22 protein-coding genes are annotated in these 26,890 nt (G+C 50.1%); 17 read left to right on the top strand and 5 right to left on the bottom strand.

Annotation, left to right across the window (positions count from 1 at the left end):
- Nucleotide 1: 1 nt before the first annotated feature.
- The 5 genes from IPL32_04985 (at nucleotide 2) to IPL32_04965 (ending at nucleotide 5,374) form a co-directional block, all read left to right on the top strand.
- Entirely contained in the window at nucleotides 2–2,509 is a 2,508-nt protein-coding gene (locus tag IPL32_04985; GenBank protein ID MBK8465166.1) for an EAL domain-containing protein, read from the top strand.
- 96 nt (nucleotides 2,510–2,605) lie between these two features.
- Nucleotides 2,606–2,803: a hypothetical protein gene (locus tag IPL32_04980; protein ID MBK8465165.1), complete on the top strand. Its 198-nt coding sequence runs from the start codon at nucleotides 2,606–2,608 to the stop codon at nucleotides 2,801–2,803.
- Between the two features lie 2 nt (nucleotides 2,804–2,805).
- Nucleotides 2,806–3,378, top strand: coding sequence for a lytic transglycosylase domain-containing protein (locus tag IPL32_04975; GenBank protein ID MBK8465164.1), 573 nt, complete (start codon nucleotides 2,806–2,808; stop codon nucleotides 3,376–3,378).
- 1 nt (nucleotide 3,379) lies between these two features.
- On the top strand, nucleotides 3,380–4,675 hold the full coding sequence (locus tag IPL32_04970; protein MBK8465163.1) for an amidohydrolase family protein: 1,296 nt from the start codon (nucleotides 3,380–3,382) through the stop codon (nucleotides 4,673–4,675).
- Between the two features lie 162 nt (nucleotides 4,676–4,837).
- Nucleotides 4,838–5,374 (top strand): transposase, encoded by a 537-nt coding sequence (locus IPL32_04965; protein MBK8465162.1) that lies wholly within the window; start codon nucleotides 4,838–4,840, stop codon nucleotides 5,372–5,374.
- A gap of 91 nt (nucleotides 5,375–5,465) precedes the next feature.
- On the opposite strand, the gene IPL32_04960 is transcribed toward IPL32_04965, so the two are convergent.
- A complete protein-coding gene (locus tag IPL32_04960; protein ID MBK8465161.1) occupies nucleotides 5,466–5,921 on the bottom strand; it encodes a hypothetical protein in 456 nt (151 codons plus the stop codon).
- A 645-nt stretch (nucleotides 5,922–6,566) separates the two neighbouring features.
- Nucleotides 6,567–7,460 carry an SCO family protein gene (locus IPL32_04955; protein ID MBK8465160.1) on the bottom strand — a complete coding sequence of 298 codons (894 nt, stop codon included), beginning with the start codon at nucleotides 7,458–7,460 and terminating at the stop codon, nucleotides 6,567–6,569.
- 58 nt (nucleotides 7,461–7,518) lie between these two features.
- Between IPL32_04955 and IPL32_04950 the strand changes: the two genes are divergently transcribed.
- The 9 genes from IPL32_04950 (at nucleotide 7,519) to IPL32_04910 (ending at nucleotide 17,515) form a co-directional block, all read left to right on the top strand.
- Nucleotides 7,519–8,448 (top strand): bifunctional 5,10-methylenetetrahydrofolate dehydrogenase/5,10-methenyltetrahydrofolate cyclohydrolase, encoded by a 930-nt coding sequence (locus tag IPL32_04950; protein ID MBK8465159.1) that lies wholly within the window; start codon nucleotides 7,519–7,521, stop codon nucleotides 8,446–8,448.
- A 93-nt stretch (nucleotides 8,449–8,541) separates the two neighbouring features.
- Complete coding sequence (locus tag IPL32_04945) at nucleotides 8,542–8,847, top strand: nucleoside triphosphate pyrophosphohydrolase family protein (protein MBK8465158.1); 306 nt, start codon at nucleotides 8,542–8,544, stop codon at nucleotides 8,845–8,847.
- On the top strand, nucleotides 8,847–9,452 hold the full coding sequence (locus tag IPL32_04940) for a dephospho-CoA kinase (protein MBK8465157.1): 606 nt from the start codon (nucleotides 8,847–8,849) through the stop codon (nucleotides 9,450–9,452). The genes IPL32_04945 and IPL32_04940 overlap by 1 nt, the downstream gene beginning before the upstream one ends.
- A gap of 8 nt (nucleotides 9,453–9,460) precedes the next feature.
- Nucleotides 9,461–11,338 (top strand): peptide ABC transporter substrate-binding protein, encoded by a 1,878-nt coding sequence (locus tag IPL32_04935; protein MBK8465156.1) that lies wholly within the window; start codon nucleotides 9,461–9,463, stop codon nucleotides 11,336–11,338.
- Nucleotides 11,339–11,439: 101 nt separating this feature from the next.
- Nucleotides 11,440–13,479: a peptide ABC transporter substrate-binding protein gene (locus IPL32_04930; protein ID MBK8465155.1), complete on the top strand. Its 2,040-nt coding sequence runs from the start codon at nucleotides 11,440–11,442 to the stop codon at nucleotides 13,477–13,479.
- 4 nt (nucleotides 13,480–13,483) lie between these two features.
- Nucleotides 13,484–14,401 (top strand): ABC transporter permease, encoded by a 918-nt coding sequence (locus IPL32_04925; protein MBK8465154.1) that lies wholly within the window; start codon nucleotides 13,484–13,486, stop codon nucleotides 14,399–14,401.
- A gap of 6 nt (nucleotides 14,402–14,407) precedes the next feature.
- Nucleotides 14,408–15,370: an ABC transporter permease gene (locus IPL32_04920; protein ID MBK8465153.1), complete on the top strand. Its 963-nt coding sequence runs from the start codon at nucleotides 14,408–14,410 to the stop codon at nucleotides 15,368–15,370.
- 3 nt (nucleotides 15,371–15,373) lie between these two features.
- Entirely contained in the window at nucleotides 15,374–16,405 is a 1,032-nt protein-coding gene (locus IPL32_04915) for an ABC transporter ATP-binding protein (GenBank protein ID MBK8465152.1), read from the top strand.
- A 66-nt stretch (nucleotides 16,406–16,471) separates the two neighbouring features.
- On the top strand, nucleotides 16,472–17,515 hold the full coding sequence (locus IPL32_04910; protein ID MBK8465151.1) for an ATP-binding cassette domain-containing protein: 1,044 nt from the start codon (nucleotides 16,472–16,474) through the stop codon (nucleotides 17,513–17,515).
- Nucleotides 17,516–17,656: 141 nt separating this feature from the next.
- Here IPL32_04910 and IPL32_04905 read toward each other — a convergent pair whose 3' ends face one another.
- Nucleotides 17,657–19,378 (bottom strand): hypothetical protein, encoded by a 1,722-nt coding sequence (locus IPL32_04905; protein MBK8465150.1) that lies wholly within the window; start codon nucleotides 19,376–19,378, stop codon nucleotides 17,657–17,659.
- Nucleotides 19,320–21,353, bottom strand: a complete 2,034-nt coding sequence (locus IPL32_04900) for an alpha/beta hydrolase (GenBank protein ID MBK8465149.1) — start codon at nucleotides 21,351–21,353, stop codon at nucleotides 19,320–19,322. Before IPL32_04900 ends, IPL32_04905 begins: the two co-directional genes overlap by 59 nt.
- A gap of 119 nt (nucleotides 21,354–21,472) precedes the next feature.
- On the opposite strand from IPL32_04900, the gene IPL32_04895 reads away from it, so the two are divergent.
- Together IPL32_04895 and IPL32_04890 are read left to right on the top strand one after the other, a co-directional pair.
- Nucleotides 21,473–23,440, top strand: coding sequence for a winged helix-turn-helix domain-containing protein (locus IPL32_04895; protein ID MBK8465148.1), 1,968 nt, complete (start codon nucleotides 21,473–21,475; stop codon nucleotides 23,438–23,440).
- Nucleotides 23,437–23,637, top strand: a complete 201-nt coding sequence (locus tag IPL32_04890) for a hypothetical protein (protein ID MBK8465147.1) — start codon at nucleotides 23,437–23,439, stop codon at nucleotides 23,635–23,637. The genes IPL32_04895 and IPL32_04890 overlap by 4 nt, the downstream gene beginning before the upstream one ends.
- A 400-nt stretch (nucleotides 23,638–24,037) precedes the next feature.
- Here the strand turns inward: IPL32_04890 and IPL32_04885 are convergent, their stop codons facing one another.
- The gene (locus IPL32_04885; protein ID MBK8465146.1) at nucleotides 24,038–24,508 is read right to left on the bottom strand and encodes a PA2169 family four-helix-bundle protein; all 471 of its coding nucleotides are present in this window, start codon (nucleotides 24,506–24,508) and stop codon (nucleotides 24,038–24,040) included.
- Nucleotides 24,509–24,805: 297 nt separating this feature from the next.
- Here IPL32_04885 and IPL32_04880 point away from each other — a divergent pair, with 297 nt between their 5' ends.
- On the top strand, nucleotides 24,806–26,890 hold the full coding sequence (locus IPL32_04880) for a diguanylate cyclase (protein ID MBK8465145.1): 2,085 nt from the start codon (nucleotides 24,806–24,808) through the stop codon (nucleotides 26,888–26,890).

Genomic DNA, 26,890 nt, shown 5'->3' with positions numbered 1-26,890 from the left:
AATGGATAGGTCAAAAAGCTCAGAACGGTTTATGGCGGCAGTGATTGTCGTCGGGACTCTGTGCGTTTTGTTTGCCTTGACAAATATCGAGACTGCTCGGATCGATTTTTATCTGGTGCTACTTGCAGTATTCACTATCGCGGTGGGTTCGCGGGCCACAGTACAGATACCAAGGTTTAAGTCACATGTCTCGGTTTCCGACACATTTATTTTTTTAGTTCTCTTGTTATATGGTGGCGAGTTCGCGATCCTTCTGGCTGCGGTGGAGGCAATGGCCTCGGCATGGCGCTTTTGCAATCGTAAGATCACCGTATTCTTTAATGCGGCTACGATGGCTGTATCGACGTCCGTGGTCGTGGTCGTGTTGAGGTTGTTTGGCCTCTACACTGAAAATACATTTGACGGACGTGCATTTTTTTGGGACAACCAAATTGTCGCGCTTTCTCTGATCGCACTTGTTCAATTTCTAGTCAATACCGCTCTCGCTTCGACACACGCATCGCTTAAGGAAAACATCCCGCCGTGGGAAACCTGGAAGACGAAATATGTCTGGACATTTTTCTCCTATTTTATCGGCGCCGCCGGTGCGGGCATTCTTGTAGTCTTAACCAAGACAATGGGCCTTGGGATCGTATTGGCAGCTCTACCTGTCATTTTCTTTGTATTCCTCTCGTACAAAATGTATCTGAAGAATGTCGAGATTTCGATGCAGCAAGCTGAGCAGGCAGAAGAATACGCCAAGGTCCTAGAAACTCAGTCTGATGCTCTTCGTGAGTCGGAGGAGCGTTTCCGTAGTGCGTTCAATTATGCTCCGATCGGCATCGCCCTGGTCGCTCCGGCGGGAAAATGGCTAAAGGTCAACCGCGCCATGATCAAGATCCTTGGTTATTCGGAAGAGGAATTTTTGGCTTCTGACTTTCATTCGATGATGATGCAGGACGATCTGGGTGATGCTTTGGTCAAGGTCCACGAGCTACTCATCGGTAAGATCGCCAGCTATCAAAAAGAACGGCGCTATATCCATAAAAATGGTCACATTGTTTGGACGTCTTGGAGCGTATCGACTGCCAGCGATGGAAAATCTGAACATCCTAATCTGATCTTTCAGATACAGGACATTACAGCAAGAAAGTCTGCCGAGGAGAAACTGCAGCATGAAGCAACCCACGATGCATTGACCGGCTTGCCCAATCGTGCATTTTTCATGAAGCATCTTAGCGATGCCCTCGATAAGGTCCGCGAAGTTCAGGACTACAAGGTGAGCGTCCTGTTTATCGATCTTGACCGCTTTAAGTATGTCAACGATAGTTTGGGCCATCTTATCGGGGACGACCTGCTAAAGGAAATAGCAGCCAGGCTTATCGAATGTATGCGTCCCGAGGATATTGTCGCCCGTCTCGGCGGAGACGAATTTACGATTCTCGTACAAGGAAGATACGACATTAACGAAGTAACACGAATTGCCGAGAGGATCCAAAAGAAATTCGCAATGGCATTCAATCTTCGCGGTCACGAAGTTTACAGCTCGGCTAGTATTGGAATACTTCACGCATCTGAAAAACATCTTGTCTCGGAAGACATCATGCGCGACGCAGACACAGCAATGTATCAGGCCAAGCGCGCCGGCAAGGCAAGGCACGAGGTATTTGATGAAAAGATGCACAGTGCAGCCAAGGAGATATTACAGCTTGAAACAGACTTGCGTCGTGCTGTAGAACGCGAGGAAATAGTCGTCTGCTACCAGCCGATCTATGCACTGGCAACCGGAAGGCTCGAAGGCGTCGAGGCTCTTGCCCGTTGGAACCATCCGAAACTTGGTAAAGTGTCGCCCGGAAAATTTATCCCGCTTGCCGAGGAGATAGGCCTTATCGACCGGCTTTGCGAACAAGTGCTCCGTCGTGGCTGCCAGGAGATCGGGTCGTTAAAAGATGAGATAGGAAATGATGTTCCATTATCTATGAGCGTGAATCTGTCGTGTCGGCAATTTGCCCAGCAGTCATTGGTCAAAAGTATCGAGGGAATTCTCGATGAAACTGCTTTTTTGCCGAAGGACTTAAAACTTGAAATTACAGAATCCGTGTTTTTTGAACATGCCGATCGGGCAGTTGAGATGCTAAACAGGCTTCGTGACTTAGGGATAGAAATCGACATTGACGATTTTGGAACCGGATATTCCAACCTTAGCTATCTGATGAAACTTCCGATCTCAAAACTAAAGATCGACAGATCCTTTGTTTCAATGATCGATGACGAAGGCGGAAATGATGAGATCGTTCGTGCAATTGTGACCCTCGCTCGAAATCTAAATTTAGGTGTCATAGCTGAGGGCGTCGAGACCGAATCTCAGCTTAAAAAATTACAGATGCTTGACTGTGAAGGCGGACAAGGCTTCCTCTTTGCTAAACCTATGCCCTATGAAAAACTCAGAGAATTTCTGATCGAGGGTCAGCAATTTGAGATCCCCGGAGCGGTCTTTAGTGATATTCCTGCGATCTCATTGATCCAATAAAGGGTTTGTGAAATAGGTTCGTTTGACGAACCCGCACACTGCGGATAACAATTAAGCCTTGGACAAGGTATGTATCGCAGGCCAAAATTTTTGGAGATGCTGCTCGAGATACGTCGCGAGATGGCTCTCGAAGCAGATTACGACATGGATCTTTTTGTAGGACATGTGCGCGCCGGTTCGTCGCCTGCACAAAGTAAGGTTCTGCCCGAATCCGCACTTGTTCTTGAGCCAAAGGTTGCTTACAAGAAGGTCGCGACTGCTCCAAGACGCACTCGAAAGGTCAAGGAAGGTTAATAATGCTCCGGTACATCATTTCGTGTGTATTCGTCATGGCGGTTGTTTGTTTGGCCGGCGCATATTTTTTTCCTAAGTACTGGGTGACTCGCTATGATGAATTGATCACGCGACAAGCTCACGTTTACCGCCTCGAAGAGAAACTCGTCTGGAGTCTGATATACGAAGAAACATATTTCCGAGCATGGAAGACCGGAGCGGCGGAAGAAGTAGGTCTAATGCAGGTCACGCCGGGCGTTGCTCGTGATTGGGCAAAAGAAACCGGTTTGCGAGAATACGAAAAACAGGCGTCGGAAAATGTTGTCGAACTTCTTCGCGATCCCGAACGCAACATTCAAGTCGGTTGCTGGTATCTCGAAAAAATGCGAGAGAGTTACCGTGGCCGTCCGGCAGAAACCGCGATGATGCTTGCCGCCTATAATGCCGGAGCGAGCCGCGTCGAAGATTGGACCAAAGATATTGATGCTGCAGCGATCTCAGAAAATGATTTTATTGAACGCATAGGAATACCTTCGACAAAAAATTATGTAACTTCTATTCTCACCCGTTACCGCGCTCAACCCGTTCAACAATAAAATGAAGATCCTTACCGCTAACTATGTCTTGCCGATCGCCTCCCCGCCGATCGAGCACGGTGCTGTCGCTGTTGAAGGCAGTGAAATAGTTGCGGTCGGAATGCATCAAGAGATAGTCGGTCAATTTCCCGATGCTGAGGTTGAGGATTTTGGCGAAGCTGCTATTTTACCGGGGTTTGTAAATTGCCATTCGCATCTTGAAATTACGTCGATGCGCGGCGCACTAGACAATGTCGAACATGATTTTTCAGCCTGGCTGTTAAAGCTAAATGAAATTCGAGCCGGTTTGTCGGATGATGACATTCGCCAAGCCGCGATCGCCGGAGCGATGGAAGGTGCTCAGGCTGGCGTTACTTGTTTTGGCGATATTGGGAGATTTGGAGTCGCAGGATTTGAGGCGTTGAAGTCGGTTGGATTGCGGGGCATTTTGTTTCAGGAAACTGAATTTTCTCCCGATGACGCGACTGCTGAATCAGATTTTGAAAAGCTGATCGACAAATTTGAATCACTTCGTGAAACCGAAACCGAGCTTGTAAAGGTTGGCATCTCGCCGCACTCGCCTTACACCGTAAGTCCGCGGCTCTTTCAACTTATAGCCGACTTTGCGGCCCAGAATGAGATCAACCTCACCATTCATGCAGCCGAATCACTTGATGAAGATGAGCTTTTACAAAGCGGAATCGGATTTTTTACTGAGGTCTATAAAAAGTACGGCGTTACATGGCAAAGCCCACATTGTTCGACGATCGAATATCTCGAACGCCTCGGAGTTCTCCGCACCAAACCCCTGCTCGCACACTGCGTCACAGTTAGTGACGCTGATATCGATCTAATTGCCAAGAGCGGTTCTTCAATAGCACATTGTCCGAAATCGAACGCGAAACTCGGCCACGGACATGCGCCGTTCGAGGCTTTTCTTGATAAGGGAATCGCGGTTGGTTTGGGCAGTGATTCGGTAGCGAGCAACAATGTCTGCGACCTGCTGGAAGAATCTCGTTTCGCGGCTCTTGCGGCAAGAAACCGCGCCGGCAAAAAGCGATTTATTACGGCAAAAGAAATGCTCGAAACAGCAACGCTCGGCGGCGCAAAAACTCTAGGCCTCGATCATCTCATCGGTACTCTCAAACCCGGCAAACAAGCCGACCTCATAGCCATCTCGCTCACCCACGCCGCACAGCAACCGATCAACGACATCCATACGGCGTTGGTCTTCGCATCAAACTCCCGCGACGTGGCCATGACAATGGTCGCCGGAAATGTGATCTCCACCGCTTCCGCATCCGTAGCCCGCACGTAAGTAAGCGCCCCGATGAAATACTTGAGATCGATAAAGTTGATGAGTTCGAATCCACAATGCAGAAGCCCGCACGAAGTAAGGGCGTTCTTAGCCTTCGACAAGCTAAGCCCCGCCAAAACTTTGAGGCTAAACCATTCTGTTGCATAATTTGTAAAAACAAATATGCAAGACGACTACGGAATTGAGATTTGTGAAGAAAACGAATTTTCGATCGCTTATCTTTTGACGTTTCGCACTTTCGGCACATGGTTACATGGTGATGAACGCGAGTCGATAGGACGGGATGGAAGAAATCAGTACGGCAAGCCAAGAATTCAGCCGAAACCCGAATTCGAATTAGCGATGAAAGAGGAAATGAAACAACCTCCTTTCATTCTTACAAAACCTATGCGACGAATTGTTGAATTGGCGTTCAAAGAACTTTGCCAACGTCGTGGTTACGGTTTACGAGCAGCTAACGTAAGAACAAATCACGCTCACGCGGTCGTTTCTGCTCAGATGAAGCCTGAACGATTAGCGGACGCACTAAAGGCGAACGCAACGAAAATGCTTCGAGAGGCATTGCTGATCTCTTCGGATACAAAAGTATGGTCACGAGGTAGGAGCCGTCGATATCTTTGGAAACCTAGGCATGTTAGCGGAGCGATAGATTACGTACTTTATTGCCAGAGTGACCTGCCGTTCGACCTTGTTGATTAGTAACCGAGAACGCCCTTACTTCGTGCGGGCTTCCGCATTCGGAGTGATCGTCCTCCCGCTTAGGTAAAAAACTCTCCACGTGTGGCTACAATTATTCCGCCTGCTCCGCGGGCTTGATTCGGCTGCTGGAATTCTTGTCTTTGTACTTATTACGGTTGCGGTAATGGTTGATGACGCGGTGCGGTACGTAGGCGGTGCGCAGGTTGAGGACGAGGAGACCGTCTTCGTTGATCTCGGCATCGGGGAAAAGGATCGTCTGCGGCAGGTCGATCCGGTACTCGCGGATGAGGCGGTAAGCCCGGACCTTGATGCCATTGCGGCTGTAGGAGCAGACCCGGAAGGAGTTTTTTATTGAAAGTCCTGACGGCTGCAGGCCGATGCGGTTATTAACCTCGTCAAAAAAGATCAAAAATGCTGTGGGTTTGTCGAGCAGCTCGTAGGTCGCCTTGTTCATCGCTATTTGGCCTTTGGGATTCATCGTCACATAGATCCCGGCAAATTGCGGCATAATGTCTCCGTTCGGAACTTCTTTCCAATTTGCTTTCATAATGCAATAGTGTTTCACAGATAAAAATAAAAGTCAAGTGTAAATTAAAAAAAATAGTGTCTTAATATGATCTTTTTGTGTTCTCTGTGTCTGCCGCTCTGTGTCCTTTGTGTTAAGTGGCTTTTAACACAAAGACCACAAAGATTAAGACACGGAGTTCACAGAGGTGCGTCGTCGCGTACTTCCCAACATCAAAGGCGGCAATGAGGGCAGGATGAACCTTTGACATCGACGCGGGTACCGGAAAACATCGACGAGAGCATCAATCGCTTGGCGTCCGAAAATTTCCGATGGCTTTTTGGGGGTTGCCTGATGGCTTTTTGGGGGGTCTGCGATGGCTTTTTGGGCTCCCCAAACGGCTTTTTTGAGGTCGTTTATCCACACACTATCGTAGGCCGCGCCCTCGGCCTCTCTTGTGCTGCTAAAAATCGCTTACCAGTTTTTGATGACCCAACTAACAAAAAACACCCCGATAATGATAAAAGTTGCTGCCAACAGAGGTATTTGAAGGACAAATGCCACTACAAACACAATGGCGATAATCCCTAATGTCTCGAGAGGTCGTTTGTGGTTTAGAAAGCGTGTAATCTTCATAGTGTCCATTAGGCTTCGGAATTTTTTGCACTAACGAGCAAATCCTTCAGATCATTTTGCGAGCGTCGCTTCCAATTCCTTCAGCAGTTGTCCAGACGACCACTCATTCCCCGGCAACATCTTCGTAACCTTGCCGTCAGGGCCGATCACGACCGTTCGCAAATTATGATTGATCTGGGCCTTGTCGCTTTGATCGACCTCGTACCGCATGCCGAAGAAATCAGCGATCTTTCGCACTTCGGCATCCTTGCCAACGGCGAGCTGCCAAACATCAAATTTTGCCTTTGGATCATTCCCGAGATAGCCGATACCGTATGAACGCAGCTTTTCGGGAGTGTCGTTTGCAGGGTCAAAAGAGATGCTAAGGAGCCTGATCTTGTCTTTTAGATCGGGGTTCGCGGCTACCTGATTTGCAACGTCGCTAAAATGCGTTGACATTCGGATGCAATAATCCGGGATCGGGCATTTTGCGTAGATGAACGTTATCGCAAGCGCTTTGCCGCGAAAATCTCTGGGCGAAATGCTCTTGCCGTCCTGATTCGTCAGCGAAAAATCAGGCACTTCTTTTCCCACTTGAGCAAAATTCTCATTCAACGGTACCGGCGGCTGGTCAGGGTTTGGAGCGGCAATTATTCCAACATTTTCGAGATAATATGGATCTTTGGCTGCGTTGTCGACAACCAGTTCGGCCCGAACTTCGGAACCGGGCGTCAGGTCGTTCCATATCCAGTCGGCATGGATCGGAAAGTCCATCGTCATAGCTTCCATAAAGCCTTCGATTTTTTCATGCTCGATCTTAGCTCTTTTGGCGGTGCGGTCAACGGAAATGACTTTGCCTTTTAACTGGTAACGCTTTGCGTTTGCCGATGTCTGATTAGAATCGACACCGTTTTTGCAGGCAGTAAACAGAAGAAGTAGCGATAAGAAAAAAATAATCGTGCGCATATTAACGATGATTTTAGCAAACTTGAGCCGTTTCCTGTAAAATCACGTCAAAACAGTTATGACAGCACGGATATTAAGCGGAAAAGCCATTGCGGATGCCATACAGACTGAGATCGCCGAAAATGTGAAGGCTTTGGAAGTCGAGCACGGTTTTCGGCCCTGTATAGCTGTTGTTCGAGTCGGCTCTGATCCTGCATCGGAAGTTTATGTTGGGAAAAAGGTTAAGGCTGCTGCCGAGTTGGGCATTATTTCCGAACATCATCATCTGTCTTCCGAAACGACACAGGCTGAATTGCTGGCTCTTGTAGCCGAACTTAACGGCCGCGATGAAGTTGACGGAATACTCGTGCAACTGCCGCTGCCGACTCAGATCGATGAGAGTTTCGTTCTCGAATCGATCGATCCGGCAAAGGATGTTGATGGTTTTCATCCTGAGAATGTTGGCAAACTTTCGCTTGGCTATCCCTCGCTGGTTCCTTGTACACCGGCAGGCGTGATCGAGATATTAAAACGTTCCGATATTGAAATTGCGGGCAAACACGCGGTCATCGTTGGCCGCAGCAACATAGTTGGGAAACCTTTGGCGATGCTGCTTTTGCGCGAAAACGCGACTGTCACAATATGCCACTCACGAACGTCGAATTTGGCTGGAATGACAGAGCAAGCTGATATTTTGGTAGCCGCGATCGGTCGCGCCGGATTTATTTGCGGCAAGCACATAAAGGAAGGTTCGACTGTGATAGATGTGGGCATAAATCAAGTTGAAAGCGAAGCTGTAGCACGCGAATTATTCGCTGATGACGAAATTGAAAAACGCCTAAAGGCTATTGAGGCTCGCGGTTTCACATTAGTTGGCGACGTAAATCCGAAAGAAGCTATGGAAAAGGCCGCAAATTTCACGCCCGTTCCAGGCGGCGTCGGTTTGTTGACCGTCGCGATGCTGATGAAAAATACGATAGAAGCCGCCAGATTGAGAAGGAAGATTTAACGCAAAGTCGCAAAGATAAACACTTGTCTTTTTTAATTCGCTATCTAAATTCCTATTTTTGCGACTTGGCGACTTTGCGTTGAAAATAAATATATGAACTTTGAAGAATACCAAACTGAAGCGAGCCAAACGGCTCTTTACCCGAGGCGTTTGAGCAACCTTGAATACCCGACACTTGGGCTTGCCGGTGAAGCGGGCGAGGTTGCGAATATCGTTAAGAAGATACAGCGCGATCACGGCGGCGTGATTAACGAAGAGATTCGCGCCAAGTTACAGGACGAACTTGGCGACGTGCTTTGGTATATCTCGGCATGTGCTGATGAGCTCGGTTTAACGCTTACCGAGATCGCGGAATTTAACGTAAACAAGCTTGCCAAAAGACATAATCGCGCAGCGTAATGTTAAAAGTTGGCCTCACCGGTTCGATTGCTGTCGGCAAATCGTATGTTTGCGAGTGTTTTCGCGAACTTGGCTGTCATGTGCTCGATGCTGATAAAACCGCTCGCGATGTTGTCGGGCCTGGAACGTCAGGCCTTGTGCAAATTGTGCGTGAGTTTGGCAGCGACTTTCTGCAGCCGAACGGGCATCTTGATCGCAAAGCTCTCGCAAACTTAGTCTTTGCCGATGATGACAAGCGCCAACTTCTAAACTCAATTGTTCATCCATTAGTAATAGAGGAACAGGATGGTTGGATAAGAGCACTCGAAAGGGACGATGCTCACGGCATCGCGATCGTTGATGCAGCCTTGATGATCGAATCCGGCAGCTATCGGCGGTTCGATAAAATCGTTGTCGTATGGTGCGAACCTGCGATACAATTGAGCCGCCTGATGGCACGCGACAATTTGAGCGAATCGGAAGCAAAACAACGCATTGCTGCTCAAATGTCGCAGGAAGAAAAGAAGAGCTTTGCCGACCATCTGATCAATACTTCTGCCGATGTTGAAGATGTTCGCCGACAGGTCGCTCGGGTTTTCGAACAATTGTGGGCTAACTCGACCTAGAAATGGTAATGGATCGAAAAAATCCTGGTAAATGGAAATGGAAATCGTCCACATTTTTTCTGTGCGTGATTTCTATTTTTCTCTCAGCTTGCGCAGAGATTCAGAAACCGGAGCCTGAGCCGTTTTACGCCGAAACCGCACCGCCCGCCAAACAGGAATTTCGTTGGAGCAACGGCAAAACTCCAAAGAGTTTTGATCCGGCACGAGCTGCAGCGGCGCCAGAGACCGATATTGTCCGAGCCCTTTTCGAAGGCCTAACCGACATCGATACTCGTTCCCTAAAAGAAGTGCCGGCCATTGCGGAAAAATGGACAAGTTCTCCTGATCGCCGCGTGTGGACCTTTCAGCTTAGGAAAGACGCGCGCTGGTCAAATGGAAAACGCATCACGGCTGATAATTTTGTTACATCGTGGAAGCGGCTAGTGGCTCTTGGCGACAAGGCGGGACATCCCGAGCTTTTTCAGAACATTATTGGAATGCGCGCCAGTAGGGCCGCTCCATTACCGATCGGCGATCTTGTTGATTTTACATCTACCTTTGGCGAAGAGCTACAGCCGCATCATGAACAACCCAATTCAGTCTCGGCCACAAAAACACCGGTCATAAATACACCGCCTGCAAATACGAGTTCAAATCTGCAGACGGAAAATAAAATAGTCACAGTCTCGAAACCCGCGAATGAGAAATTTGGTGTCGAAGCTCTCGATTCCGCAACGCTTCGGGTCACTCTCGAATTTCCCGACCGGGATTTTCCAAAACTCGTTGCAAACCCTATCTTTCGACCAATTTACGGTGATGGTGCTGAATTCGACACCACTCCGCTGGATGCTGATGTTGTAACGAACGGTGCTTTTACAGTTGCGAGCGTCGGCAAAGACGGCATCGCTCTTGATCGCTCCGATATATATTGGAACAAGTCAGCTGTAAGTCTCGAACGAGTTAAGTTTGTGTTCAAGGAAAGCGCCGAAGCCGCCCTTTCCGCGTACAAAAAAGGTGAGATCGATGCCCTGACAAATGCCGAGTTCGAACCGCTGGCATTAAAGATCCTTTCCCCGTATGACGATTTTCGGCAGACCACACACAGCGCACTGAATTTTTACGTATACAATACAGAGAAAGCTCCATTCAACGATCGGCGAGTCCGTGAAGCGTTGGCAATCTCGATCGACCGCGAGCGAATTACCGACGTTGAACTCGAACGAACGGCTCGGCCTGCAACTTCGTTTTTGCCGCTCGGCGAAAGAAATAATGCGCAGCTTACGCTTGATGCTCAAAAGGCGAAATATCTGCTTGAGGATGCCGGTTTCGCCGGCGGAGCCGATTTTCCAACGATCAGGCTCGTTATCAATCGAAACGACACTCAACAGCGAGTCGCCCGAGCGGTAGCCAAAATGTGGAAGCAGAATCTAAACCTTGACACCGACATTATCGTAAAAGAACTGTCGGAGATCGATGCCGCGCGATCATTGGGAGAATACGATCTCGTTCGACGTGGCGTGGTGCTTCCAACAATGGACGAATCTGTCGGAATGGCAATCATATTTGGATTGCCGAAAAGAACGGAAGCCGTACTCGATCCGTCGCAGTCAGCCAAGGGGCGAGAGCTAAATAATGAAAAATCCTTGATAAAGACTCCGATAGAAAATAATCCGGACGATCCTGAGGCAGAGGAACATTCAGAGTTGTCACTTGCAAAAAATGGCATCCTCAATGAGGTCGATGCTTTTTTTGAACTCAATGCCATACCATTGTATTTTCCTCTGGCCTATTCGCTTGTAAAGCCCTACGTTAGAGGGTTTGAAGTGAACGGGCTCGATGCAACGTCGCTTGAGGACATTAGCATCGACAGCAGTTGGCAGCCGAAAACTGCTAAAGGTGGTTCTTAGACGGTTTGCATTATTTCCTGATTCGCATTAACTTTTTTACACGCTCTCGAATGCGTAAGCGTTAGGTGTCCAAGCCCGCAATCTTTTTTGGAGTTTAAAGTATGGCCGCAACAAGATTCCGCCGATCTCAAATGCTTGCCGCTTTTTTCGTCTTAAGCTCGGTTCTTGCGGGGTGTTCATCGTCTGCAGGCAGCCGATATTTTGGAAAGACTGTTGCGCCTAAAGATAAGGTCCTTCGCTACGTGAGTGGCTCAGAGCCGGAAACGCTCGACCCACAGCTTCCCGACGGCCAGCCGGAAGCTCGCATATTTATGGCGCTTTACGATGGTCTTGTCGAATACGGCCCAAAGGACCAGCAGCCGATACCGGCAATCGCAAAAAGCTGGGAGATAAATCCGAATCTTGACGAATTCATTTTTCATCTTCGTGACAATGCAAAATGGAGCGACGGAAAACCCATAACCGCGAGTGATTTCGTTTACAGTATGCGTCGCGGTTTTGCTCCCGAGACGATCTCACGAACTGCGATTGCGCTCGGCGGTGTGATCAAGTATGCCGAGGCCTTCAATGCTGAAGCGGTCTTTGTGAAAAAGGGCGACAAGTTTCTTCTAGAGAGCGATCTGGCAGTTGAGGGTGAGTCAAAAGCTGTTCTGCCATTTGGTCCTGATACCGAATTTCATAAAGCCGTAAACGCGACGCGTGTCACGCTCGACGGCGATGAAAAGAAACGCTCAAAGCAATTGGACGCCGATCCGAAGCTAAAAGCTGCAGTCGAAGGTGCGGAATTTGTTCCCGTTAAAGCAGAAGACATCGGCGTCGAGGCTATCGACGATTACACGCTTCGCATAACGTTAAGGCAAAGCACGCCGTATTTTGTCGGCATGCTCGCTCATCAGTATTTTCGTTTTGTGCCGCGTCAGGCTATTGAAAAATATGGCAAGGAATGGTCGCGTCCCGAGCACATCGTTACCTGCGGAGCATTTCGAGTAAAGGAACATCGTCCGTACGACAAACTCGTTGTTGAAAAAGATCCAAATTATTGGGACGCTGCAAATGTGCACCTTGACCGCATTGAGTTTTACCCGCTCGAAGAAAACGCGACCATTCTAAATCTTTACAAGGCAGGATCGATCGATGCATTTCTCAATCACACGGTTCTGACATCGTGGATAAATGATGTGCGCAGCTACAAGGATGAGTACATGAATTTTCCTGAGGCTGCGACTGCTTATTACTCGATGAACATGAAAAAGCCGCCGTTTGACCAGGTGAAGGTCAGACGGGCGTTTTTGTTAGGACTCGACCGCGAAGCTGTTTCCAGTTTTCGTAAAGTCACGCAGCCTTTATACGGAAAAGTTCCGACAGGAATCTTTCCTGCGTACGACAAGGCGGCCGCAAAGGTTAGCGAAGAACTACGTGCCGAAAAAGGTGTTTCATCCGACGTATGGTCGAATAGATATAAGTTCAACGCGGACGAAGCTCGAAAGTTGCTCGGCGAAGCCGGTTTTCCGGTGCAGAAGAATGGTGACACATTCTCGTGTCCGAGTTTTCCGACCGACCGAGTTTCGATCACGTTCAATACAAATGAGAACAATAAGGCGATCGCCGAATTTGTTCAGGCACAGTGGAAGCAGAATCTCGGCATAACGATCCCGCTCAAGACGATGGAGTTTAAGACCTATCTGCCTTACTTCAAATCGCTGCAGTACGAAGGGTTTGCGCAGTTCCTGTGGTCGGGCGATTACATGGACCCGTACACTTTTCTTGGGCTTCAGTACGGCGAGGAAAATGAAGGCGGTTCGGGATTTCACGAAACGAAATACGACAAGATGCTCGACGATGCAAACCGCGAACTTGACCCTGAAAAACGGTTGGAAATTTTGGCGCGTGCCGAGGAATATTTGATGGAGCAATTGCCGATGATCCCGCTCACGGTCAATGCGACAAACTGGATGAAAAAGCCTTACGTCAAGGGAATGTATCCAAATCCCGGCACGTTAATAGCTTGGAAATTTGTTTATATTGAGCGCGATCCGACGAATTGGGATAAGAACGTTGCAAGTATAATGACGATTCCCGATCCGCAGTTTGAAAAACAATTGCAGGATCTTGAAAGCACGCAAAAGGCAGTCGCAAAATAAATAGATGCTGAGTTTCATCATTCGCAGATTACTGATAATCATCCCAATGGCGTTGCTCGTCGTAACGCTGACGTGGGGCTTGATCAGGCTCGCACCCGGCAATTTTTATACAAGCGAAAAGAAACTGCCTGCTGCTGTCGAAGCAAACATTCGAAAAAAGTATGGCCTCGATCTGCCGTGGTATCAGCAATACGGCATGATGATGTCGAATATCGTTCGTGGCGATTTTGGCGACTCGGTTAAGTATCAAGGGCAATCAGTAAACGAAATTATAAAGCGGCACTTACCCTATTCGGCGACGATCGGCCTGCTTGGTTATCTACTCGCTCTCGCAATCGGATTGACCGCTGGAACGGTTGCCGCATTAAAGCAGAATTCGGCATTTGATTACGGATCGATGTCGTTAGCAATGCTTGGGCTGTCAGTCCCGAATTTTGTTCTCGGGCCTATTCTCGTGCTCATTTTTGGTTTCTGGTTGTATTGGTTTCCGCCTGCGCGATGGGGCGGGATCGAATCGCTCGTGCTGCCGGTTTGTTCACTTGCCGCGATCTATGCGGCCTACATCGCGCGGCTGACGCGGGCCGGAATGCTCGAAGTGATGCGTTCTGATTTTATCCGCACGGCCAGAGCAAAAGGGTTGGACGAGAAGACTGTTTTGTTTCGTCATGCAATCCGCGGCGGTTTGATTCCCGTGATCTCGTTCACCGGCCCCGCTCTTGCAGCATTGCTCGCCGGAACAGTTGTCGTGGAAAAAGTTTTTGCGATTCCCGGGCTCGGTAATATTTTTATCCAGTCGGTGCTCAATCGCGACGAACCGCTGACGCTCGGCATCGTTGCGTTTCTTTCGATCCTGATAATGATATTTAATCTGATCGTCGATATCAGCTACGGATTTTTAGATCCGCGTATTCGTTACGAGTAAATTTCTATGGCGGAGAATGTAGAAATAGTTAAAGGGAGTTCGCTGTGGCGCGATGCGTGGAAGCGCCTTTTGCGAAACAAACTCGCTGTCGTGGGCATGGTCGTTCTTGCGATCATGGTCGTCGCGGTTATCATCGGCCCCGCTATAATTTACTGGACAACAGGATACACCTTTGACATGATCCCGACCGACAGGTCGTTAGTTAAGGCAATGCCGCCTTCGCTGCAGCACCTTATGGGAACGGACGATGCCGGGCGCGATATTTTTGCACGTGTGCTGCAGGGCGGACGCATCTCGCTAATGGTCGGTGTTATTTCGACAACCGTTTCGCTTATCATCGGCGTATCTTACGGAGCAACCGCCGGTTATCTCGGCGGTCGCATCGACAACTTAATGATGCGCATCGTCGATATTCTCTATTCCATTCCTTATATATTGATCGTGATCGTTTTGCTTTCTGTATTCGGCGGGCCAAGCACGCCGGCTTGGATACAGTGGATCTCGTCCACTTTGGGCGGAGCGGGAAATCAAGGTTTGAGCCAGATATTTTTATTGTTTTTTGCACTCGGACTCGTTTCGTGGTTGACGATGGCACGCGTAGTTCGCGGTCAGATATTGAGTCTCAAAAATCAGGAATTTGTAATGGCAGCAAAGGCGACGGGCGTTTCGACCATTGGAATTATTTTCCGTCATCTCATTCCGAATGCTCTTGGGCCGGTGATAGTTTACGCAACACTCACCGTGCCGAGTGTTATGCTGACCGAGGCATTTCTCTCGTATCTTGGGCTTGGTGTTCAGGCTCCATTTGCTTCGTGGGGAAGCCTCGCTGCTGACGGTGTGAAGAACATTGCGATATTCCCTTGGCAACTTTTGTTCCCCGGTTTGACGATGGCATTGACGTTATTTTCACTTAATTTTCTTGGTGATGGTTTGCGAGACGCGTTGGATCCGCAGACGCGAAAATTCTAATTGATGAGCGAACAGAACGGCACAATTTTATCCGTCAACGATCTGAAGACCTATTTCATGACCGAGGACGGCGTTGTTAAGGCGGTTGACGGCATCACGTTTGAGCTGAAAAAGGGAGAGACGCTGGGCATTGTCGGTGAGTCGGGCAGTGGTAAGTCGGTGACCAATCTTTCGGTGATGAGGCTTATTCCTGAGCCGCCGGGAAAGATCGCGGGCGGCAAGATCGTGTTTGACGGGATCGATGTGCTTGGCCTTCCTATCGACGAAGTGCGAAAGATACGCGGCAAGCGGATGGCGATGATCTTTCAGGACCCGATGACATCGCTCAACCCATTTCTAAAGATCTCGACGCAGTTGATGGAGGTCACGCGGCTTCATCTCGGTCACGACAAGAAACAGGCGCGAGCGCATGCGATCAAAATGCTGCAAACGGTCGGCATCTCCGACGCCGAAGAGCGGATCAACAGTTATCCGCACGAATTTTCCGGTGGTATGCGCCAGCGTGTGATGATCGCGATGGCGCTCAGCTGCGATCCCGAATTACTGATCGCGGATGAGCCGACAACGGCGCTCGATGTAACTATTCAGGCGCAGATACTCGAACTTATCAAAGATCTAAGATCGCGGATGGGCACGAGCGTCATACTAATTACGCACGACCTCGGCGTTGTTGCCGGAATGACCGACAAGATAATTGTGATGTATGCCGGCAAGGTTTTTGAACAGGCTCCGACGCGCGAACTTTTCGCAACACCTGCAAATCCATATACAAAGGGTTTGCTAAAAAGTGTCCCTGACCCGGCGCACGAACAAGGGAAAGAACTATATCAAATTCCCGGATTGCCGCCGGACGTTGCGCACCTGCCGCTGGGTTGTCCGTTTGCCGAGCGGTGCGAACGCGCCGAAGATCTGTGCCGCCGCGAATTTCCGCCGTTCGTTCAGATAAACGAAGGCCATCATTCGCTCTGTCATTTTGCGAGCGACGTTTTTGCCGAATCGAAGAAAGAGAAATTGGCCGCAGATGTACGCAGATAAACACAGATTCCAGATAAACACAGATTCTTTATGCTCTGTGCTCTCTGTGTCTCTGTGGTGAAATAAATGGAAGAAAACGAAAACAACCTGATCTCTCTCCAAGATCTAAAAGTTCATTACCGCTCCGGCGGCGGGCTGTTTAGTGCGGCCAAAACTGTAAAAGCGGTTGACGGTGTATCGCTCGATATCAAGAAAGGCGAAACGCTCGGTCTCGTTGGCGAATCCGGCTGCGGCAAATCGACTCTTGGCAAAGCGATTCTTAGACTTACCGAACCAACCGGCGGCAAAGTATTTTACAACGGCAAGGACCTTGCACATCTGCCTCAATCGGCAATGCGCGACCAGCGAAAGCATCTGCAGATGATCTTCCAAGATCCGTACGCTTCGCTAAATCCGCGAATGACCGTCGGCAACATTATCGGCGAACCGATCCGCACTTTTGGCCTTGCAAAAGGGAAGTCAGTCGAATCGCATGTGCAGGAATTGATGGAGACGGTCGGCCTCAGCCGCCGCTTTGTAAAGCGTTACCCGCACGAGTTTTCCGGCGGCCAGCGCCAGCGTATAGGCATCGCGCGTGCATTGGCAGTTGACCCGTCCTTTATCGTCGCCGACGAACCGATCTCGGCTCTCGACGTTTCGATCCAGGCACAGATAATGAACCTGATGGAACGCCTTCAGGCCGAAAAGAATCTGACGTATCTTTTCATTTCGCACGATCTGCGTGCCGTTCGCCATCTTTCCGACCGCGTCGCCGTGATGTATCTCGGCCGCATCGTCGAACTCGCCGACGGCAAAGAAATTTACCGCGATCCGCTGATGCCCTACACACAGGCCCTCATCTCCGCCGTGCCAGTCCCCGACCCCGAGATCGAATCAAAACGCGAACGCATCATTTTGAAAGGCGACGTTCCGTCACCGATCAATCCGCCAACCGGCTGCCATTTCCACACCCGCTGCCAATTCGCGATCCCCGAATGCAGCACGACCGTTCCACAACTAGTCGAGATAAAACCCAAACACTTCGCCGCCTGCATCCGCATCAGCCCTGAGCATCCAAACATCAAAGAAAACGCCGACGCAAACCATGGAGCCTTCAACGTCACACGCTAGATGCAAAAGCCCGCACCCGTCAGAACCAGGAGCCGTAGCGACTGGGTTCTTATGCAGAAGCCCGCACGTTAGTAAGGGCTTAACACTCAACATGAATGTTAAGCCCTCGCTCACGCGCGGGCTTCTGCATCGAGCTTTAAGTTAGAACAGTTCAATCTTTCCGTCAGTGATCGTCACCCGCGCCTCACCCTCATTAAACATTATCCGCTCAAACGAGATCGGCGACACCGAACCCGATTCACCAACCGCAGTAAACCTTAGATTCAACAACAAACCGTCGCCATCTATCGGATAAGCCCCATAAACAACGACCCTCAAGAGCCCCGGCTCAGCCGCATTCGTCACAACCGAAAGCCCGCGACTAACCGTCCCATTCACATCAACCCCATCACCAACCGGCTGCATCACCGAAGGATCATACCTAAGATCAAACTCATAAGAGATCACTCCCTTATCCGCGATGCCTTGCACATTCACCGGCACAACGATCTCTTTGTCAGCAGACGACACTAATTGCGGCAGATCAACGGTCACCGCCTTACATTCCGCATTCCCCACTCCGCATTCCGCATTCAGATCTCTGTCCACCGCCCACTGTCCACCGTTCACTGTTCCCGCCGGTCTCGCGGCTGTCGGGTTCCAGTTTCCGGTGACCTCTCCGACCAGAATACCGATGTAATCCTGACCGGTGATATTTCCGGCAACAGGATCATAGATTCGTGTCTGCGGCGACGGGCCTATCGGGAACGTTGGGAATCCCGGGTCAGGAACAAAGAATCTCCACTGCCCTGTAAGTCCGATCGGAGGCCCAAGCCCCGATACAAACCTTGCGATCTGTGCAGCGTCGGTTGACGACAGTGCACCGTTGTTGGTAACGTCCGCAGCGATCTTCTGTCGGTCACTGGTGATAAACGATGTTCCGGCTACATGCTGTGCAACCCTCGCCGCATCGCCCGACGATATGCCGTTCTGGCCCGTTGTTTTTGCGAGTGAGACTGTATAAGATCCGGCACCAAAACCTATAAGTGTGTATTGCCCCGCCGTTCCGCCCGGAGCCGCTGTCGTCGTCGAGAGGCTCGGCGAACCAACCGTACTTGATACCGTCACATTCGAGATGAACTTCGTCGTCGGAGATGCCGGATTGCCGTAGGTAACGGCTCCCCTTATCGCAGGTGACAAACACTTTCCCTGCGTTCCCGCATCGAAAATCGCTTGAATCTCCGCTTCGGACAAGGCTCGATTAAATACATCTACTTCGTCAATTTTTCCAAGGAACTTGTTTGAACCAAGACCTCCCGAACCTATCTTAAAGGTTTCCGTAGTAGTGTTTATACTTCCGCTGAGACCGTTGACAGTCCTGGTCAAACTGCCATTAACAAAGGTCTTTGCCGTGCTGCCGTCGAAGGTTAGGGCCACATGTGTCCAGGTATTTAGCGGTACGGCTCCGCCCGAATCGACCCAACCTCCGCCGTCGTCCGGGAGCCCGTTCAAGCGGTGCTGATTCGGGCTAACCAAATTGAAGACCAGATTTCCGTTCGGGATCGAATTAACGTTAGACGAGAGTGCAAACTCGTATTGAATTGTCCAGGTAAGCGGGCTATCAGATTTGCTCAAAATGAACACCGAACCGTTACCGTAACTGGTCGGATAAACCCACGCATCGAAAGTCAACTGTTGCACGTTAAGGCTGGGATGGTTTGGAACAACGACCTCTCCGGTGCCGTCAAACGCAAACGCTTGTCCAACTATACCGCTTTCGTAAGTCACACCTCCTTGAGTGGTACCGTCGTTCAGGTTTAAAACATCACTCGCCGCTTCCCTCACCACGCCACCATCCAACGAGATTAGCGGGGGCAGTGACACAGTTTCCGGGAGTTGGAGTAAATGATGCGGTCGCACTGGGAGTTCCCGTCGCTGTCGGTGTGGTTGTCTCGGTTGAGGTTGAGGTCGGCGTGAACGTCTCCGTTGCCGTTGCCGTCGGAGTAAAAGTTTCTGTTGCCGTTGCTGTCGGAGTAAATGTTTCTGTAGCAGTTGGGGTCGGTGTATCCGTAGCAGTAGATGTTGCCGTCTGAGTGTTCGTCGCCGTGTGAGTTGGAGTATTCGTAGGCGTGCTTGTCGGCGTATCCGTTGGGGTCGGTGATGCCGGCCCAAGTCCGGATAAGACGTAAGCCGCGCCGGCAGCGCCGGAACTCTCGTTGGGCGTGGAGTTCACCCCTGTCGTGTTGCTGTCCTCCCCGTAAGCCCCGACGATTACTGTGTCGCCATCGACCGCCACCGATCCGCCAAAACGGTCATTTGACTGCGTAGCGCCGACGGCGGCTGGCTTTAAATAAGCCTGCTGCGTCCAGATGCCGGCGCTGCTCGTGAAGACGTAGGCCGCACCGGCCAGGGCGGAGCTCTCGTTTGGCGTGCTGTTCACGCCGGTCGTGTTGCTGTCCTCCGCGCTAGCCCCGACGAGCACCGTGTCGCCCTCGATGGCCACCGCAACGCCGAACCCGTCACCCGCCTGCGTGGTGCCCACGGCGGCGGGCTTGAGATAGGCCTGCTGCGTCCACACGCTTGCGTTGCGTGTGAATACATAAGCCGCTCCGGAATCGGTAGAGCTCTCGTTTGGCGTCCCGTTCACGCCCGTCGTGCTGCTGTCCTCCGAGACAGCTCCGACAACCAGTGTATCGCCCGAGACGGCCACCGAGTAGCCGAAACTGTCACCTGTCTGCGTGGTGCCGACGGCGGCGGGTTTAAGATATGCCTGCTGCGTCCAAACGCCGGCGCTGCTCGTGAAGACGTAGGCCGCACCGGCCAGGGCGGAGCTCTCGTTTGGCGTGCTGTTCACGCCGGTCGTGTCGCTGGCCTCCCCGTTAGCTCCGACGAGCACCGTATCGCCCGAGACGGCCACCGACCGGCCGAAATAGTCAACTTCCTGGGTGGTGCCGACGGCGGCGGGCTTGAGATAGGCCTGCTGCGTCCACGCGCCTGCACTGCGTGTGAAGACGTATGCTGCACCGGAGTTGAAGTTGGTGCCGCCGGTGTCGTTGGGCGTGCTGTTCACGCCCGTCGTGCTGCCATCCTCCTGCCAGGCTCCCACGACAATCGTGTCGCCCGAGACGCCTACCGAGACGCCGAATTGGTCACCGAACTGCGAGGCACCGACGACGGCGGGCTTAAGATACGCTTGCTGCGTCCACACGCCTGCTGAACGGGTAAACACATAGGCCGCGCCGGAACCATTGGCGCCCTCGTTTGCCGTGCTGTTCACGCCCGTCGTGCCGCTGTCCTCGCCGTTCGCCCCGACGACTACCGTGTCGCCCGAGATGGCCACGGAGTAGCCGAAAAGGTCACTTATCTGCGTGGTGCCCACAGCGGCGGGCTTTAAATAGGCCTGTTGCGTCCAGACGCCTGCGTTGCGCGTGAAGACATAGGCGGCGCCCGCACCACTGCAACCCTGGAATGGCGTGCTGTTCACGCCCGTGTTGCAGCTGTTCTCAAATAAGGCTCCGACCACCGCCGTGTCGCCCGAGACGGCCACCGAGTAGCCGAACTGAGCACCCGACTGTGCAGTGGCGAACGAGGCGGGCTTTAGATATGCCTCCTGGCCAATGGCTGTAATGTCGAGGGGGCGGCCCGCCTCATAAGCCGCGCGAATGCCGTCCCAATCTGACCGCGACAACCCATCCGGCACGTCATTTCCCGTTATATCTTGACTCTCGCTCGTTGGAACATCGGTCGCAGCGAACAGGTTAAAGCCAGATCCGCTGCCCCAATTGGCGTTTACAGCCACTACTGCGATAGTGATCAGGATCGAAGTGATAACAACATTCAGCGACCGTGAGAAAAACATAAAGAGATCTCCTTTTATTTCAGATATGAACTGCATGTTCGCATAAGGTAGCGAATGATATGTCGAAAGTAATTAAAAACCGGCTAAATTTCTGCTAAATTTTGAGTTATAGTTGCTAAATGTCTTCCGTAAACGATTTAGAAAAGACGCTAAAGGAAACTACGTCTCCGCATATCTATAAATTTGGCGAGTTTCAAATCGATATTGCTGAGGAAAAACTGTCCAAAAATGGCGAAACACTAAATATTAATCGGCGGATGTTTCAGGTTTTGAGCTTGATGATCGAACGGGCCGGAGAAATAGTTAGCAAGGAGGAGTTTTTCGAAAAAGTTTGGGCTGGCAGTTTTGTTGAGGACAACAATTTGACGGTGGCGATAACCGGACTCCGCAAGGTTTTAGGCGATGACGCGAGGCAAGCAAAATATATTGAAAATCGACCCCGCAAAGGGTATCGGTTCATTGGCGAGGTCCAGAGCATCGAACCCGCGCCGAAAATTCTCAAATCTGAACCCACGGTCTTACCCCCGCCGACAGCAAAAGCGGGAATCTCATCAATTTTCAAAAAACCGCAATTTCTAACTGGGATTTTGGCGACCAGCTTACTGATTTTATTGATCGTCCTCGTATTTAATTATCGAGGCGGTTCGACTTCTGCGAATCTATCAGCAAGCATCGGTCAAGTTTCATCCATAGCTGTTTTGCCATTCGAAAATCAAAACCCTGATATCGAATATCTTTCGGACGGATTAACTGACAGCATTATTAACAATCTCGCGGAATTGCCGCATTTACGTGTGATCAGCCGTAACTCAGCCTTTCAGTACAAAAACAAAGAGCTGGACTTGGCTGCTATCGGGCGCGACCTCAATGTAGGTTCAATATTGACCGGCAGGATCGAGCCGCGCGGCGATATTCTGGTTATTACGGCTGAACTACACGATGTAGGGACAAAAAGAAAGGTTTGGAGTCAGCAATACGATCGCAAACTATCAGAAACTCTTGCATTTCAACAGGAGATCTCACAAAAAATCTGCGAAATACTGCGCACAAAACTGACAAGTGAAGAATGGAAGCGGCTGACAAGCCATCAAACCGATAGTTCGGAAGCCTATTTGCTTTATCTGAAGGGAACTTATCATTGGAATAAGCGAACAATTAAGGATTTTGAAAAAGCCGCCGATTTCTTTAATCAAGCGGTCGATAAAGACCCGACATACGCTCTTGCGTATGTCGGCTTAGCCAATTGTTATTCTACCGGAGACTTTAGTTTTATCAATTCCAATCAGGATAGAACTCGGATAGTGCTAGCAACAGTCCAAAAGGCCTTGGATATTAACGGGACTCTCGGCGAAGCATACGCGACAAGGGCTCTTGTGAAGACGTATTACGAATGGGATCGGCCAGGAGCAGAGGCAGAATACAAACTTGCGATTGCGTCAAGCCCAAATTACGCGACAGCCCATCATTGGTATGCCGAGTTTTTGTCAATGGACGGGCGATTTGACGAGAGTATCGCTGAATATAATCGCGCATTGGAGATCGACCCGCTCTCGCTTGCTATACAGACGGATTTAGGAATGTCCTATTACTATGCCCATGATTTCGACCGGGCCATTGAACAGTTTGAGATGGTGAAGGCGATAAATCCCGACTATCAGCGCACATATTCCAACCTTTTCCTGACTTATCGCGAAAAAGGAATGTTTGAAGAGTCTATTGCATCTCTGGAGCAATGCCACAAACTGCAGCGAAAAAATCTTCAGATCACAGATGTAAAATTGTCGATGTTGTCGGCATGGATGCAGCGGCTTAGGAACAATGCAAAAGCTTCGGGGGCGAAAGGATACTGGCGCACTTTGATTGACTTCCAAATCGAAGAAGAAAATGGAAATCCAAGCCCTTTTTACGCAGCTTCATATCATTCGAAGCTCGGCGAAAATGACAAAGCTTTGTATTTTCTCGAAAAGGCATTTAAAATACCCGAATCCTCCTCCTTGGTATGGCTGAAAGTAACTCCAGAATTTGACAGTATTCGCCCAGACCCTCGGTTTGTGGATCTAATGCAGAGAGTGGGATTGAGGGAATGACTTATGTTAATTCGGCCGATCCTCTTTTTGCGGTTTTCGTGATGTTTGATCAGACGGGGTGGAACGGGCGCCGTTCGGACGTCGAAGATACAGTCTTCGTCGATGTCGGCGGCGACAACTGTAGCGAAGAGAATGACGATAATGAATGGAAAAGGTTAACGAGGAGAACGACAGAACCTGAATGGAGACTTTTTTAAAAAAGCCAAAAAATCGCCTTTCGCCCGATGGCTTTTTGGGGTTCTCCGATGGCTTTTAGGGGGGTCTCCGATGGCTTTTTGGCACTCTGAGATGGCTTTTCCGCAAAAAACAAATGTGCAATTCTTATAAGCACAATATATTCAACAACTTAACACTGACAGCATAACCCCACACTTTAACTCGTTTCAGCATAGCCGCTTTCACGAAACCGCGATTTTGCTGACAAATCACAACAATGTGGCACGTGCCACATTTATAAATCGGTCATTTTGGCGCGATTATTAAAAATAACCTTTTGAAAATTTTGGGCGCTAATTTTCCCCTGATTTGTGATGGGAACGGCGCAATGAAAAAGGCTGCCATTTCAGGCAGCCCCATCGAATCGTATTTCGAAATTAGTTAGAAACTTCCAGACGATGCAGCTTTGTCTTTTCCGGCATCACGGAGTTCTTTAATGCGGTTGTGGGCGGCTTGAATGCTCTGTGCTTGTTGACGAACGATGTCGTCAACATTTGCCGGAAGACTCAATTTTAATGCATCGGAGTAAGCGGCCTTAGCGCTGTCCTCACCGCGTTCGCACTCGTTGAGTACGCTGTTTTCGTCGCCTCCGGTAATTGCCGCTTTGATGTCGATCCAACCGCGATGGACCGCTCCGGCAAAGCTTCCTTCCGTTTCAGGCTCGCCGCCGAGCGACCGGACAAGGCCTTGCAGCACACCGGCAAATTCAGAGCGTTGCTGCGAGAATTCATAGAACAGCGATTTAAGGTCCGAGCGTTCGATGCCCTCCGCAGATTCCTTGTAGCCCTGCTGTCCGTCGCGGCAGATCTGTATCAAGCCGTTCAGCGTTGAGATAACATCGTCATTGGTCACTGTCGTTTCTGCGTTATTTTGATTATCCATATTTCTAACCTCCGTATTGAATTAATGCAATTTGCCGCGAACACTGGAATTATTATTACTCGCGGCGGTATCTACTTTAGGGTCTTAGAATATCCCGAAACTCCGCACCGAGTATGTCTGGTATATGACACAATGGTGACAAGCCATTAATATCACTCAAATTTAGTGAAATGTTATGCCTATTAACCGTTTTTGCGAGTTGAATGAAGTATCACTGTGATTGATCGTGGTTATCCATGGGACCAGCAAACTCGGTAATTTTCAAAGATGAGCGACGCCCAAAATATTATTGGCGGTGAGACTTTAGGCCGTCTCGCAGAGGACAACGGCATGGCAATAGCCATTGTCGATGACGATGCGCATCAGGTCGTTGTGTCAAATAACAATTCGATCTGCAGACACCTGAATCCGGGCAATACCTTCTCACCCGCCTGTGCCAAATTCTGTGGAAAGGCTCTCGAAAAAGCACTTGAAGCAGGCGGCATGATCGGCTTTGAATGTCATGCCGGCCTCGATTGCCGTGCGATCCCTTCCGGAGATTCAGAAAAGAGATTTGTGGCGATCGTCGGACGAACTTTTCTTAAAGCAGAGAACTATCGAAAGGCTACCGAACGAGCAATTACAGGCGACTGGAGCGAATTTCCGCCGGCCGAATTTTTTGAAAATACTCTTCTGTCTGGCTCATCTGACGCACTTACGAAAACAGCCGAACAGGTTGAACTCCTAATAAATGAGACGCGATCTCAACAACCGATCCTTGCAAATTCGGTGAAACAAGACGACGAGTCGCAACCCACAACTGAGCCAGAGTATCAGGAGAACGAGGTAATTGTTGCCTCGGAAGTGCCTGTTTTACAATCTGAAATTTCCGAGCCATATATTAAAAAAGCCGAAAACCGAAATGCTGAGGCACAGGCATGGCGTTCGTTTTTTGGATCGATCCTCAAGACTGATTACGCTCAGGCGATTGCTTCGATACTCGAATTTATCGCGCATCAATACGGGCTTACGGCTTTGGTATGGCTTGAAAAAAGTGGGGATAATTTTGAAAATTCGACAACGTTCGGAGAAATGAAAAATCGCAAGGTCCGCATCGGCATTTTGCCTGATGACCAACGGCTCGTTGAGGCATATCAAAACGAAATGCCGCTCGAACTGGGCGAACGTTCTGAGGAATCAACCAGAGTCATGAACTTGTTCCCGATAGGTGTCGGAGGCGATATTTCGGCGGCAGTGGCGATTTTGGACTCGATTGATTCGGATGTTACCAAGAGGCAGATCGCCCGAATCTGCCACTCGATCGCTCCTCAGCTTGAGATCCTTCGGCTTCGCAGCGAAGTGTCGGGCCGCGATGCGATCTCTAATGCTATCAGGCTGTTTGGTGAAAGCCTGAAAGGCATCGACATGGATGATTTTTGGGAGACACTGACGCGAAACGCCGCGGAGGTGATGCGTGCCGAACGAGCTTCGCTGCTTATCAAGGACGAAAAGTCCGGACGACTCGACCTCAAGGCTCTTATCGGAGCGCGAAACGAACCTGTTGAGGGAGAAGAGATCGGTGGCCGTGTTGCTAGGATCGTGTTTGCAAAGAACGAGGCCGTCGTCGTTTCCGATGTTGCCCAAACCAGCTTGCCGCCTGCTCCGGCGGAACGAAAATACAAGACGCCGTCTTTCCTGAGTTGTCCGATAAACATCGGGTCGAGAACGATCGGTGTTGTGAGTTTTACTGACCGTGTTGGCGGGGAAGCATTCGATAAAACGTCGCTGGACTTCTTTCAGGCTCTTGCTCCGCAGATCGCCGTGGCTATCGACAGGGCAACTCTTAAGGAAAAGGCCGGTGAGTTTGAACAGCTTTCAGTGACGGACGTTCTGACCGGACTGTTGAATCGTCGCTATATGGAAGAACGATTGTCGGAAGAGATCAAGCGGTCGAATCGTCATGGATTTCCGATGAGCTTCATGATGCTAGATGTCGATCATTTCAAATCATATAACGACGAATACGGTCATCCGGCGGGCGATGTAGCTTTGAAGATCGTAGCTAGTGTTATTCGCGAAACACTGCGAAGTGCTGATGTCGCGGCACGGTTCGGCGGTGAAGAGTTTTCTATTCTTCTGCCTCAGACTACGGCTGAAGAGGCCTCGGCTATTGCCGAACGCCTGCGGAGCAATATCGAGCATGCGGATTTTCCGCATCGACTCGTAACAACAAGCATCGGTGTTGCAAGCTGTTCAGCGGAACTTTGTGCCTCGGCCGATCTCGTCTCGGCAGCGGATAAGGCCCTTTACGAAGCAAAACGGCAAGGCCGAAATCGTGTGCGGACCTTTGAAGAAATGAACGCGAGTCTTTAG

The organism is Chloracidobacterium sp., from assembly GCA_016711345.1.
Taxonomy (GTDB): domain Bacteria; phylum Acidobacteriota; class Blastocatellia; order Pyrinomonadales; family Pyrinomonadaceae; genus OLB17.
The sequence above is the reverse complement of the archived record's forward strand: the minus strand, read 5'-3'. Positions and strand labels throughout refer to the sequence as shown.

Bases quoted from the DNA above. Each gene is read 5' to 3' on its own strand.
- IPL32_04985 (MBK8465166.1), top strand. From the start codon at position 2: ATGGATAGGTCAAAAAGCTCAGAACGGTTTATGGCGGCAGTGATTGTC.
- IPL32_04980 (MBK8465165.1), top strand. From the start codon at position 2,606: ATGCTGCTCGAGATACGTCGCGAGATGGCTCTCGAAGCAGATTACGAC.
- IPL32_04975 (MBK8465164.1), top strand. From the start codon at position 2,806: ATGCTCCGGTACATCATTTCGTGTGTATTCGTCATGGCGGTTGTTTGT.
- IPL32_04970 (MBK8465163.1), top strand. From the start codon at position 3,380: ATGAAGATCCTTACCGCTAACTATGTCTTGCCGATCGCCTCCCCGCCG.
- IPL32_04965 (MBK8465162.1), top strand. From the start codon at position 4,838: ATGCAAGACGACTACGGAATTGAGATTTGTGAAGAAAACGAATTTTCG.
- IPL32_04960 (MBK8465161.1), bottom strand. From the start codon at position 5,921: ATGAAAGCAAATTGGAAAGAAGTTCCGAACGGAGACATTATGCCGCAA.
- IPL32_04955 (MBK8465160.1), bottom strand. From the start codon at position 7,460: ATGCGCACGATTATTTTTTTCTTATCGCTACTTCTTCTGTTTACTGCC.
- IPL32_04950 (MBK8465159.1), top strand. From the start codon at position 7,519: ATGACAGCACGGATATTAAGCGGAAAAGCCATTGCGGATGCCATACAG.
- IPL32_04945 (MBK8465158.1), top strand. From the start codon at position 8,542: ATGAACTTTGAAGAATACCAAACTGAAGCGAGCCAAACGGCTCTTTAC.
- IPL32_04940 (MBK8465157.1), top strand. From the start codon at position 8,847: ATGTTAAAAGTTGGCCTCACCGGTTCGATTGCTGTCGGCAAATCGTAT.
- IPL32_04935 (MBK8465156.1), top strand. From the start codon at position 9,461: ATGGATCGAAAAAATCCTGGTAAATGGAAATGGAAATCGTCCACATTT.
- IPL32_04930 (MBK8465155.1), top strand. From the start codon at position 11,440: ATGGCCGCAACAAGATTCCGCCGATCTCAAATGCTTGCCGCTTTTTTC.
- IPL32_04925 (MBK8465154.1), top strand. From the start codon at position 13,484: ATGCTGAGTTTCATCATTCGCAGATTACTGATAATCATCCCAATGGCG.
- IPL32_04920 (MBK8465153.1), top strand. From the start codon at position 14,408: ATGGCGGAGAATGTAGAAATAGTTAAAGGGAGTTCGCTGTGGCGCGAT.
- IPL32_04915 (MBK8465152.1), top strand. From the start codon at position 15,374: ATGAGCGAACAGAACGGCACAATTTTATCCGTCAACGATCTGAAGACC.
- IPL32_04910 (MBK8465151.1), top strand. From the start codon at position 16,472: ATGGAAGAAAACGAAAACAACCTGATCTCTCTCCAAGATCTAAAAGTT.
- IPL32_04900 (MBK8465149.1), bottom strand. From the start codon at position 21,353: ATGTTTTTCTCACGGTCGCTGAATGTTGTTATCACTTCGATCCTGATC.
- IPL32_04895 (MBK8465148.1), top strand. From the start codon at position 21,473: ATGTCTTCCGTAAACGATTTAGAAAAGACGCTAAAGGAAACTACGTCT.
- IPL32_04890 (MBK8465147.1), top strand. From the start codon at position 23,437: ATGACTTATGTTAATTCGGCCGATCCTCTTTTTGCGGTTTTCGTGATG.
- IPL32_04880 (MBK8465145.1), top strand. From the start codon at position 24,806: ATGAGCGACGCCCAAAATATTATTGGCGGTGAGACTTTAGGCCGTCTC.